Raw genomic sequence first — 12,064 nt, 5'->3', positions numbered from 1 at the left:
CAGTCAGGGGAAAAGTCGTGGCCGGGCCGTCCGGAGTCTCCCGGACGGCCCGGCCACGGACCGGGTCCTGTCGTCCCGCTCGGATCGTCCCGCTCGGATCAGGGAGCGATCGCCATGTCGAAGACGTGCACGTTGGCGTTGGCGGGCATGACCACGAACGCGACCTCCTTGGCCGGGTCCAGGGCGACCGAGTGGGCGAAGATCCGGTAGGCGATGCCCGCGTTCCCGTACCCGCTGGGCCTGTTGCGGCCGTTGCTGGACGCGACGAGCGTCGCGCCGTGGGCGTTCGGCGGGTCGAAGGACCAGTTCGGGAAGCCGAACGAGCCGGTGGTGGAGGTGCCGTCCGCGTAGAAGACGGTGGCGCTGCCCGTCGCCCCGCTGCCCACGCCGGAGCCGAGGAAGACCAGCTTGGACCCCTTGCCGGCGAGTGAGATGGCCTGTCCGGCGCTCGACACGTTGTCCTTGGTGCCGCTCGGCACGTCGGGCCAGCGCAGCTTCGCGCCCAGCGCGGTGACCTCCGCGCCGCGGGTCAGCCCGGCGTCGGCGAGCTTCTGGGCGGAGAAGCTGTTGCCCTCGCCGTCGTAGTTGCCGGGCGCGGTGTTGCTCTCGTCCGTGACGGCCACGGCGTTGTAGGCGGCGGCGATGTTCGCGAGGGGCTCGCCGGTGCGCTGGGACCGGGTGCCGGTGGCGGTGCCCGCCCCGTCGCCGCCGCGGTAGGCGGCCGTCGCGGTGAACGTCCGTATCCGGAATCCCGCACGCGGCTCCGGCACCTGTATCCGGAACTCCGTCTCCGCCGACGCGCCCTGCGCCAGCGATCCGCCGACGGTGCGCTGGGCCGGCTGCACCGCCCACCCCACGGGCCCGGCGAAGGAGACCGTCAGCGAGCGCAGCCGGTCCGGCGCGTTGTTCTTCACGGTGACCTTGACCGCGGATATCGCCGGTCCCTGGAGGTCGACCGGGGAGATGGTCACCTCGGTGCCCGCCGCTGCCGCGGCGGCGGGCCGCGCGTCGGCCGCGGACGCGGGGGCGGGGACGAGGAGCAGCGCCCCCGCCGCGGCCGCGGCTCTGAGTGTGGTGGTGAGTCCTGCTCGTCTCATGGTCCGTCTCCTTCTGTCGCGTCGCGTGGGGACCGGTCAGGCGACCGGGGGCATCTCGGTCTCGCGCGAGTCCAGACCCATGCGGAGGTTGACCCACGACCCGCGGGTGAAGTCCGGGATCTCGACCGGCCGGCCGCCCGCCGCGAGGGAGGTGACGCTCAGCGGGACCGGCGAGCACCAGGCGGCGGAGTCGTAGACGTCGATGTCGGGGACCAGGCCGGCCCGCATCAGCTGGACGGTGCGCCACTGCAGGACGTAGTCCATGCCGCCGTGGCCGCCGTTGTTGGCGGCGTCGTCACCGATCTTCTTCCACAGCCAGTGGTCGAACTCCTTGCGGTAGCTGTCGAAGTCCCGCCAGGCGTGGCCGCCGTGGTCCGGCTCCACGTAGATCCGCCCGCCGGTCGTCGAGGTGCCCGCGTAGTCCTCGAAGATGCCGCGGCTGCCCGCGATGCTGTTGATGCGGCTGTAGGGCCGCGGCGAGCTGACGTCGTGCTCGGCCCGGATGATCCGGCCCTTCGCCGTGTCGATGAGACAGGTGACCAGGTCGCCGTTGACGTAGGTCTCCTTCCACGACGGGTGGGACTTCGGCACGAACCGCTCGCGGTAGTCGGCGAGGCCCTTGGGCTCGGTCGCCGTGGCGCGCAGGACCGTCATCCGGTCGCCGCGGTTGATGTCCATCGCCGCGGCGACGGGCGCGAGGCCGTGCATCGGGTAGAAGGACGCGGTGCTGCGGGTGTGCCAGAGCCGGCGCCAGGCGTCGGTGTAGTAGGTGTCCGAGAAGAGCAGGGCGCGCAGGTCGTGGAGGTAGCCTCCGTGCCCGTTGGTGACGTCGCCGAAGAGGCCTTCGTGCGCCATCTTCAGCATGGCGAGCTCGTTGCGGCCGTAGGAGCAGTTCTCCGCGAGCATCAGGTGGCGGCCGGTGCGCTCGGAGGTGTCGACGAGGTCCCACAGCTCGTCCAGCTTGGTGGCGATGGGGAGTTCGACGATGGCGTGCTTCCCCGCGAGCAGCGCCGCCCTGCCCTGCCGGTGGTGGAACTCCCACGGGGTCGCGATGTAGACGAGGTCGATGTCGTCGCGCTTGAGCATCTGCTCGAACGAGGTGTCCGAGCCGCCGTACTCGGCGGGGCGCGGCTTGCCCTGGGCGACCAGCCGGTCCGCGGTGCGCTTGGCGCGGTCGGCGCGGATGTCGCAGACGGCGGTGACGGTGCAGCCGGGGACGACGGCCCAGCCCTCGGTCATGCCGCCGCCCCGGTTGCCGAGGCCGATGACACCCACCCGGACCGTGCGGTACGCCGCGAAGGGCACACCGGCGATGGACCGCTGGCCGGGCCTGCGGCGCGGGGAGACCGAGGGCACGACGGCCGTGGGCGGCCCGGCGGCGGTGGCGGTGGCGGACGCCCCGGCGGCGAGCGCACCCGTGGTGGCCAGCGCGCCTCCCAGCAGCAACCGGCGTGAAACAGCGGGGTTTTCAGGCATGGAGGTATCGCTCCTCGGTCCGTGTCCGGCAGGTGGCGGGGACGACTCTGGCCGCGACGGCGAGCCCTGTCAATAGTTGCTCAGTAGGGTGCCTTTACAAACAGAAACAAGCATTCAGCCCTGCCTTCATGGTGCCTCCCCGCGACCCTGCGCGACAGGGTGCCACGCCGAGGTGACACCCGGTCATCTTTGTCGGGGCAAGGATGAAGACAGTCCGCGAAGCGCTCACTTCGCCCTGGACTCAACGGAGTTTGTACTCATCGGTGACGAAGTCATGGACGTCCTCCACGAAGTCCTCCTATGGTGTGCGTCGCGCTCGTCGCCGCTCACCGGCCTGCCCCACCTCTTCGCGTACCGCCGTCGACACCACCGTCACGTGCTCCCCGCGGGGAGCGTGGGAGGAAGCATGAAGCCACGACCGCACCACCGGATCCGCAGACGCCTGGGCTCCCTGATCGCCGTCTCGTTCCTCGCCGGACTCCTCGCCTCGCCGCCGGCCGCGGCCGCCGGAGCCGCTGCCGACCTGCCGCCGCAGGAACCCGGCGTCACCCTGCGGGTCTTCGACGTCGGACTGCCGATGAGCCGGATCTGCGACCTCAAGCCCGGCCAGACCCCCAACGTCGACCGGCTGATGCCCACCGTCGACTGGAGCGCGGCCGAGGACTTCGGCGTCGGCGACCACTTCGTGTCGCAGGTGACCGCCAACCTCCGCGTGCCGGAGGACGGCGACTACGCCTTCCGCCTGACCAGCGACGACGGCTCGCGCCTGGCCGTCGGGGGACGGACCGTCGTCGACCACGACGGCCTCCACGGCGCCGAACCGAAGGAGGGGACCGCCGCACTGACGGCCGGACACCACGCTCTGCGGATCGACCACTTCGACCGGACCGGCGGCCAGCAGATCACCCTGGCCTGGAAGCCGCCGGGCGCCGCCGAGTTCACCCTGGTCCCGGACTCCGCGCTGAGCACCGACGCCGGAGTCGTCCGCGTCACCGCTCCCGGGCGCAAGCAGTGCGAGAGCGGCACCGACACACCGGGGGACGGTCTGCCGCTGACCGGCGTCCACCCCGGCTACACCCTGACCGACCTGCGCCCCGAGGGTTTCGAACCGCAGGTCACCGCCATGGACTGGCTGCCCGACGGGCGGCTCGCCGTCACCACCTGGGGCGGCACCGGCACCACCGACGGCGCGGTCTACCTGCTCGGCGGCGTCACGGGCAGCACCGGCCCCGACCGGGTGACCGTCAAGAAGGTCGCGAGCGGCCTCAGGGAGCCCCAGGGCGTGAAGGCCGTCGACGGCATGCTCTACGTCTCGCAGAAGCACGAGCTCACCGAGTTGCGCGACACCGACGGCGACGAGGTGACGGACACCCGCCGCACCGTCGCGACCTGGCCCTACGGCGGCAACTTCCACGAGTTCGCCTTCGGCCTGCTGTACCGCGACGGACACTTCTACCTCAACCTGTCGGTCGCCATCGACCTCGGCGGCGCGACGACGAGGCCGCAGCCCGCCGCGAACCGGGGCACCACGGTCAAGGTGAACCGGAAGACCGGCAAGGTCTCCTACGTCGCCGGCGGTCTGCGCACCCCCAACGGCATCGGCTGGGGCCCCGGGGGCGACATCTTCGTCACCGACAACCAGGGCGGCTGGCTGCCGGCCTCCAAGCTGGTCCGGATCAAGCAGGACCGCTTCTTCAACCACCGCACCGACCCGCCGGGCCCGTTCGACGACCGGCCCGTCACCGAGCCGGTGCTCTGGCTGCCCCAGAACGAGACAGCCAACTCCCCCAGCACCCCGCTGCACCTGACGAGCGGCCCGTACGCCGGGCAGCTCCTCTTCGGCGACGTCACCTACGGCGGCCTCCAGCGCGCCTTCCTGGAGAAGGTCGGCGGCAAGGACCAGGGCGCCGTCTTCCGGCACACCCAGGGCCTGGAGGCCGGCGTCAACCGGATCAGCCTCGGCCCGGACGGCGCGGTCTACACCGGCGGCATCGGCGCGGGCGGCAACTGGGGCCAGGAGGGCAAGCTCGCCCACGGCCTCCAGAAGCTGACGCCCAACGGCTCGAACCCCTTCGACATCCTCGCGATGCGCGCCAGGGCAGGCGGCTTCGAGCTGGAGTACACCCGGCCGCTCTCCCAGGAGACCGCCGACAAGCTGGCGCAGAGCTACCGCGTCGCGCAGTGGCGCTACGTCCCCACGCCCTCCTACGGCGGGCCCAAGGTCGACGAGGAGACCCTCGCCGTACGGGCGGCGAAGCTGTCCGCCGACCGCCGGAAGGTCACCCTGGAGGTCGTCGGGCTGAAGCCCGGCCGGGTCGTCCACGTGCGCTCGCCCCGTCCGTTCTCCTCCGCGTCGGGCGAGGCGCTGTGGAGCACCGAGGCCTGGTACACCCTCAACGCGCTGCCGGGCCCGCAGCCCGCGCAGACCCTGTACGAGGCCGAGGAGGCCGCGCTCTCCGGCGGCGCGGCCACCGACACCGAGCACGCCGGCCACTCCGGCAGCGGTTTCGTCGACGGCTACGGCACCGCGGGGGCGGCCACCGCGTTCACCGTGAACGCCGCGACGGCGGGCACGTACGACGTGGCGCTGCGGTACGCCAACGGGCCGAACCCGTTCACCGGGACCAAGACCGTGAGCGTGTACGTCAACGGGGAACGGATCCGTCAGTCCGGTCTGCTGTCCACGGGCGCGTGGAACCAGTGGTCGACCGGGACCGAGTCGCTGGCACTGCGCAAGGGGTCCAACACGATCACCTACCGGGTCGACGAGGGGGACACCGGCCACGTCAACCTGGACCTGATCACCGTCCGTCCGAAGGGCGCCCGCACGGTGCTGTTCGACGGCGCGGACCGGTCGGCCTGGCAGCACACCGACGGGCGCACCGCGTCGTGGCCGCTGACGGACGGCGGGATGGAGGTCTGCTGCGGCGACCTGCGGACCAAGGAGGAGTTCGGCGACTTCCGCCTGCACACCGAGTTCCTGCTCCCCGACCTCCCGCCGGACGTCACCGGCCAGGACCGCGCCAACAGCGGGATCTACCTCCAGGACCGCTACGAGATCCAGATCCTGGACTCGTACGGCGACACCACGCCCGCCGACGACGAGGCGGCCGCGATCTACCGGCAGAAGGCGGCGGACGCCAACGCCGCCCGGCCGCCGGGCGCCTGGCAGACGTACGACATCACCTTCCGCGCGGCCCGGTTCGACGCCGGCGGCAGGAAGACCGAGGACGCCCGGGTCACCGTCGTCTGGAACGGTGTGACGGTGCACGACGGCGTCGCCCTCACCGGCCCGACCGGAGGGGGCGACCCCGAGGGGCCGGTGGCGGGTGCCCTCAGGCTCCAGGACCACGGCAGCAAGGTGCGCTACCGGAACATCTGGATCGAGCCGCTGACGTAGGCGGTGCGGACGCGACGGCGAACGGCCGGCCCCGGGGTCCCGGGGCCGGCCGTTCGCCGTCGCGGACGTCCGGAGCCGGGGACGGCGCGGGACAAGAACTTTCTGCTGCACGGGCATTGACCCCGGCGCCGGGACGATCTTAGGTTCTTCGCGTCGCCCTTCGTATGTCATATATGAGACGTGATATCCGAGCCGGCTCCGCGGACAGCCGGCCCGGTCCGTTCCCCCACCGTTCACGTCTCGCCCCCACAGCCCGAACGCCCCGCCGGGGCGCACCAGAGAAAAGAGCCGACATGGTCAAGCCCCCCAACCGCCGACTCGTCACCGCCGCCGCCCTGGCCTGTGTCCTCGCCCTCACCGCCACCGCCTGCGGTGACGACGGCAGCGGCATGGCCGGTGCGCAGGGCGCCGAGGGGTCGGGAGCAGGGAAGATCGTGTTCTGGGACGAGAACGGCGGCGTCCGCACGGCGATCTGGCAGGAGATCATCGCCGACTTCGAGAAGGCCCATCCGGACATCGACGTGGAGTACGTGGGCATCGCGTCGACCGAGGCCCAGTCGAAGTACAACACCGCCATCCAGGGCGGCGGTCTGCCGGACGTCGGCGGTGTGGGCGCCGCGATGCTCGCCGGGATCACCGCGCAGGAGGCGCTGGAGCCGCTGGACGACCGCATCGCCGGCAGCTCCCTCAAGGGCAAGCTCAACGAGGCGATGACCGAGAACGTGCGCAGCGCCGCCGGCCGGGACGAGCTGTACACCGTGCCGATCTCCGCGACCAACGGCGTCCTGTACTACCGCACGGACCAGTTCGAGAAGGCCGGGCTCGGCGAGCCGGACACCTGGGACGAGTTCTACGCCGCCGCCGAGAAGCTGACGGACAAGCCGGAGAACCAGTTCGGCTACACGATCCGCGGCGGCCCCGGGTCCATCGCCCAGGCGCTGGACGCGATGTACGGGCAGTCCGGCATCGACTCGTTCTGGGACGCGTCGGGGACGAGGACGACGGTCGACGACCCGAAGAACGTGGCGGCGCTGGAGAAGTACGCCGGCCTGTACCGCAAGGCCACCCCCGAGGCCGATCTGAACAACGACTTCACCAAGATGGTCGCCCAGTTCGACGCCGGCGGCATCGCCATGCTCAACCACAACCTGGGCTCGTACCAGGACCATGTGAAGGCGCTCGGCACGGACAAGTTCCGCGGCATACCGCAGCCGAAGCTCGCCGACGGCACCCGGGTGATGGTCTCCAACCCGGTGTCCGGGCTCGGTCTGATGAAGACGTCCGAGAACAAGGCCGCGGCCTGGAAGTTCATCGAGTTCGCCGCCTCGCACGCCTCGAACTCGAAGTTCGGCGAGTCCGCCGGGCTGATCCCCGCCAACGAGGACGCCGCCAAGGACCCCTGGCTCGACAAGGCGGAGACCACCAAGCTCGGCGCCGAGGCGCTGTTCTCCGGCACCACCAAGATCGTGCAGCTGCCCTACTACCTGCCCGACTGGAACACCCTCTCCAAGGCGGACAGCGAGGCCGGCTTCCAGAAGGTGCTGCTCGGCAAGACGACCGCCGAGGAGTTCCTGACCACCTTCGCCGACGCCCTCGACGAGGCCCAGGCGGAGTGGAAGGAGCAGCAGGGCTGATCCCCCGCGCGAGGACGGAGAGGGGGTCCGGCCCGGCTGGGCCGGACCCCCTCTCCGCGGTGCGGCACGGGACGCCGGCCGTCAGCGGCCCCGGGTCACGTCCTCGATCCGCGCGGTCAGCGTGTCCACGTCCTGGAACGTGAGCCCGGCGAGGGCCACGTGCTTCCAGCGCACCGTGCCCTCCCCGTCCAGCACGAAGACGGAACGCCGCAGCCCGAGGCCCGGGAGCGAGATCCCGTAGGACTTGGCGACGGCCCGGTCGGTGTCGGCGAGCAGCGGGAAGCGCAGGTCGTACTGCTCGGCGAAGCCCTCGTGGCTGTCCAGGTCCTGGGGGCTGATCGCCCACACCGTGGCGCCGAGGTCCTTGAAGCGCTCCAGCTCGGAGGTGTAGGAGCAGAGCTGCTTGGTGCAGACGGGCGTGTTGTCGCCGGGGTAGAAGACGAGCACCAGCGGTCCGCCCCCGTGCTCGCCGAGGGTGTAGTCGCCCCTCTCGGGGCCGGAACCGGTGCGTACGGTGCCCGGCAGTGTGAAGCCGGGGGCGGCGGAGTCGACAGCGGGTGTCCTCGACATGGACGAGCCTCTCGGTGCGGCGGGCCGTGCGTACGCCCTGAGCATGTCACCGCGAGGTTTACGCGGAGTCGGCGGGCTCCTCGTCGGACGCGATGATCGAGTCCTCCAGCTTGCGCAGGAGCCGTGCGATCTGGCGGCGTTCGGACGGGGAGAGGCCGGCGAGCATCCGGCGCTCGTTGTCGAGGTGTTCCGCGAAGACGGTGTCCACGGTCGCGAGACCCTTGTCGGTGAGACGGGAGTAGACGACCCGGCGGTCGTCGGCGTCCCGCTCCCGGACGATGAGACCGTCCTTCTCCAGCCGGTCGATCCGCAGCGTGACACCGGCCGAGGACACCAGCCCGGTGTCGGCGAGCTGCCCCGCCGTCAGCCGGAAGGGCGCTCCCGACCTGCGCAGCGCGGTCAGCACGTCGAAGCCCGCGACCGACAGTCCGTGGCGTTCGATCGAAGCGGTGAGTCTGGTGCTGTAGCGCAGGAAGGACCGGTGCAGCCGGGCGAGAACCTCCAGCGGACTCGTGTCCAGTTCCGGCCGCTCGCGCGCCCAGTCGTCGATCACCTGAGCGACGGCGTCCCGGTCCGCCGGCCTCGATCCAGCCATGGTCATCCCCTCGTACGCTCCGCCGGGCACCCCTCCGGCATCTCACGGCGTCGAGAATCTTACCGCTGAGGTGACGGAGGGGCAGGGCCCCGGGCGGAGGGCGGGGGCGGTCAGCCGCGGGAACGGCGGCCGAGCGCGCGCACCACCACCAGCACGGCGAGCAGCGCCGCCGCCGGTACCGCCGCCTTCCGCAGCAGGACGGGCAGCGCGGCCGCGCCCAGGTCGACGGCCTCCGGCTCCGCCGGGGCGGCGGCCGGCGTGCTCGCGGCCGCGGCGGCGGGCCCGGCGGACGGGGCGTTCAGCAGCTCCTCCAGCCGGGCGGCGAACTGCTGCACGATGCGGTCGCCGACCTCGGTCATGATGCCGCGGCCGAACTGGGCGGGCCGCCCCGTGATGTCGAGGTCGGTGCGCACCCTCACCACCGTGCCCGCGGGTGCGGCGGTGAGGGTGGCGGTGACCGTGGCCGACGCGGTGCCCGCGCCGCGGGTCTCGCTGCCGCTGAGGTCGAGGTGCATCGAGCGGGCGGTCTCGTCGCGGGCGACGGTCCCCTCTCCCCGGTAACTCATCTGCACCGCGCCGACCTTGACCTTGACGCGGCCGGTGAAGGAGTCGCCGTCGAGGGTGTCGAGCACGGCACCGGGCATGCAGGGCGCGACCCGGGCGAGGTCCTGGAAGAGCTTCCAGGCGTCCTCGGGAGAGGCGGGGACGGTGAAGGAGTGGTCGAGCTGCACGGTGATGTCCAATCGTGGGGTGGTCCCGGGGCGGTCGAGCGGGCGGGCGCCGTCGTGGGCGGCGTCCCGGCCGGCCGGGTGCGGTGGTGGCGGGCGGGCGGGTGCGGCGGCGGTGCCGTCAGACGGGTGCGGTGGCGGTGGCGGTGCGGATCAGCTCGCGCACCCGGCTCGGCGAGAGCGGGCCCCGGCGCACGACCGCTCCGAACGGCCGCAGCGCGTCCTCGACGGCGCCGGCGAGCACGGCCTGCGGGGCGATCGCCCCGCCCTCGCCGAGCCCCTTGACGCCGAGGTCGTTCATGGGGCTCGGGGAGACGATCTCGTCCATGTCGAGGTCGGGGATCTCGGAGGAGGTGGGCACGAGGTAGTCCATGTACGTCCCGGTGCGGGGCTGCCCGTCGGGGCCGTAGACCATCTCCTCGTACAGCGCGCCGCCGATGCCCTGCGCGATGCCGCCGGTGACCTGGCCCTCCGCGATGACCGGGTTGACGATGACGCCCGCGTCGTGGACGACGACGTAGTGGAGGATCTCCACCTCGCCGGTGTGCTCGTCGACCTCCACGACGGCCGCGTGGGCGCCGCTGGCGACGGCGAACCCCGGCGGGCGGAAGTGGACGGTCTCGCTGAGTTCGGTGCCGTGCCGGCCGTCGGTGGGCTCGGGCGTCCCCGGCAGGGGGGCGCGGCCGGCCAGTTCGGCGAGGGTGAGCGAGGGACCGCCGGGGTTCCTGTGCGTCACCACGCCGTCGGCCAGGCCGAGTTCCCCCGCCGGGACGCCCAGCCTGCGGGCCGCCGCGTCGAGGATCTTCTCCCGCACCAGCCGGCCCGCCCGGTGGGTGGCGTTGCCCGCGTTCACCAGGGCCCGGCTGGCGATGGTGCCCACGCCGAACGGGGTGGCGTCGGTGTCGCCGCCGACCACGTCGATCACGTCCAGGGGTGCGCCGACGGCGTCGGCCGCGATCTGCGCCATGGAGGTGCGGTGGCCCTGCCCCTGGGAGGGCGCGCCGATGGCGAGGCGGATGCGGCCGCTGGGGAGGACGTCGACGCGGGCGGTCTCGAACGGTCCGAGACCGGTGGCCTCGATGTACATCGCGAACCCGATGCCGACGTGGCGGCCCTCCCGTGCGCCCTCCCGCTGCCGGGCGCGGACGCCCTCCGCTCCGACGCGGGCCACGGCCCGGCGCAGCAGTTCGGGGAAGTCGCCGGAGTCGTAGGACTGCGGCCGGCCGGAGCGGTCGACCAGGCCGGTCTCGTACGGCATCTCCTCGGGCCGCACCAGGTTCCGTGCCCGCAGCTCCTCCGGGGCGATGCCGAGCCGGGCGGCGAGCCGGTCCATCGCGCGTTCCATCGCGAAGACCGTCTCGGGACGGCCGGCTCCGCGGTACGGCGTGGCGAAGGTGGTGTTGGTGAGCACGCCGGTGACGTCGATGTCCACGTGCGGGATCCGGTAGGGGCCGAGCAGGTGGCAGAGCGAGTTGTACGGGACGACCAGGCCGGTCATGTTGTACGCGCCGAAGTTGACGGTGATCCGGTCGCGGACGGCGAGCAGGCGGCCGTCCGCGTCGGCGGCGAGCTCGATCTCGTGGACCTGTTCGCGGGCGTGCGAGGAGGCGGTGAGGTTCTCGTTGCGGTCCTCCCGCCACAGGACGGGACGGCCGATGCGGCGCGCGGCGTGCGGGACGAGGAGTTCCTCGACGTAGAGGATGCCCTTCTGGCCGAATCCGCCGCCGACGTCGGCGGCGACGACCCGCACGCCCGCGGGATCGAGTCCGAGGGTGTGGGCGACCGCGTCGCGCAGCCGGTGCGGCGTCTGGGTGCCCGACCAGATCGTGAGGCGGTCGCTGTAGGGGTCGACCTGGGCGGATATCGCACGGGTCTCGATCGGCGAGGCGACGTAGCGGTGCGCCTCGAAGCGCTCCGACACCACGGCGTGGGCGCCGTCGAACGCCGCGTCGGGGTCGCCGACGCGGGTGGCGACGGCGACGGCGGTGTTGTCGGGCAGGTCGTCGTGGAGCAGCGGGGCGCCGGCGTCCAGTGCCCGGTGCGGGTCGACGAGCACGGGCAGGGGCGCGTACCGCACGTCGACGAGTTCCAGGGCGTCCTCGGCGAGGTAGCGGTTCTCCGCGAAGACGACGGCGACGGGCTGGCCGACGTAGAGCACCCGGTCGCGGGCGAGCAGCGGCATGGGAGTCATCCGGACGACCGGATCGAGGAGTTCGGCGAGCCCCGGCGGGGTGCGCAGCTCCTCCTTGTTGAGCATGGCGGGCAGGTCGGCCACGTCGTCGCCGGTCCACACCGCGACCACGCCGGGGGCGGCGAGCGCGCCGCTCACGTCGACGGACTCGATGCGGGCGTGGGCGTGGGGGCTGCGCAGGAAGGCGGCCTCGACGGCACCGGGGAGGGCGATGTCGTCGACGTAGCGGCCCCGGCCGCGCAGCAGCCGGTCGTCCTCGACGCGCGGGACACCGCGGCCGATCCAGCCGTCTCCCGCGTGGCCGTGGGCGGGTGTGCTCCCGTGGGCGGGTGCGTCGTCGTGGGCGGGTGCGTCTGCGGGCACGGTCGTCACG

At 72.5% G+C, this 12,064-nt stretch carries 8 protein-coding genes; 2 read left to right on the top strand and 6 right to left on the bottom strand.

Features of this window, described 5'->3' with window-relative positions:
• Positions 1-98 precede the first annotated feature (98 nt).
• Both IAG43_RS30285 and IAG43_RS30280 read right to left on the bottom strand, forming a co-directional pair.
• Positions 99-1,097, bottom strand: a complete 999-nt coding sequence (locus IAG43_RS30285) for an NEW3 domain-containing protein (RefSeq protein ID WP_187743845.1) — start codon at positions 1,095-1,097, stop codon at positions 99-101.
• A 36-nt stretch (positions 1,098-1,133) separates the two neighbouring features.
• Positions 1,134-2,573, bottom strand: a complete 1,440-nt coding sequence (locus IAG43_RS30280; RefSeq protein ID WP_187743844.1) for a Gfo/Idh/MocA family protein — start codon at positions 2,571-2,573, stop codon at positions 1,134-1,136.
• A gap of 406 nt (positions 2,574-2,979) precedes the next feature.
• On the opposite strand from IAG43_RS30280, the gene IAG43_RS30275 reads away from it, so the two are divergent.
• Positions 2,980-5,973 (top strand): 3-keto-alpha-glucoside-1,2-lyase-like domain-containing protein, encoded by a 2,994-nt coding sequence (locus tag IAG43_RS30275; RefSeq protein WP_187743843.1) that lies wholly within the window; start codon positions 2,980-2,982, stop codon positions 5,971-5,973.
• A 293-nt stretch (positions 5,974-6,266) separates the two neighbouring features.
• Positions 6,267-7,607 carry an ABC transporter substrate-binding protein gene (locus IAG43_RS30270; protein WP_187743842.1) on the top strand — a complete coding sequence of 447 codons (1,341 nt, stop codon included), beginning with the start codon at positions 6,267-6,269 and terminating at the stop codon, positions 7,605-7,607.
• A gap of 81 nt (positions 7,608-7,688) precedes the next feature.
• On the opposite strand, the gene IAG43_RS30265 is transcribed toward IAG43_RS30270, so the two are convergent.
• The 4 genes from IAG43_RS30265 to IAG43_RS30250 all read right to left on the bottom strand — a co-directional run bounded on the left by IAG43_RS30265 (position 7,689) and on the right by IAG43_RS30250 (position 12,063).
• Positions 7,689-8,177 (bottom strand): peroxiredoxin, encoded by a 489-nt coding sequence (locus IAG43_RS30265; RefSeq protein WP_187743841.1) that lies wholly within the window; start codon positions 8,175-8,177, stop codon positions 7,689-7,691.
• A 58-nt stretch (positions 8,178-8,235) separates the two neighbouring features.
• Entirely contained in the window at positions 8,236-8,772 is a 537-nt protein-coding gene (locus tag IAG43_RS30260) for a MarR family winged helix-turn-helix transcriptional regulator (protein ID WP_187743840.1), read from the bottom strand.
• A 110-nt stretch (positions 8,773-8,882) separates the two neighbouring features.
• Complete coding sequence (locus tag IAG43_RS30255) at positions 8,883-9,515, bottom strand: SRPBCC family protein (protein ID WP_246574623.1); 633 nt, start codon at positions 9,513-9,515, stop codon at positions 8,883-8,885.
• A 106-nt stretch (positions 9,516-9,621) separates the two neighbouring features.
• Positions 9,622-12,063 carry a xanthine dehydrogenase family protein molybdopterin-binding subunit gene (locus tag IAG43_RS30250; protein ID WP_246574622.1) on the bottom strand — a complete coding sequence of 814 codons (2,442 nt, stop codon included), beginning with the start codon at positions 12,061-12,063 and terminating at the stop codon, positions 9,622-9,624.
• Position 12,064: the final 1 nt, after the last annotated feature.

Origin of the sequence: Streptomyces genisteinicus, from assembly GCF_014489615.1 — a bacterium.
Lineage (GTDB): Bacteria > Actinomycetota > Actinomycetes > Streptomycetales > Streptomycetaceae > Streptomyces > Streptomyces genisteinicus.
This window is presented reverse-complemented; position numbering and strand designations above follow the sequence as displayed.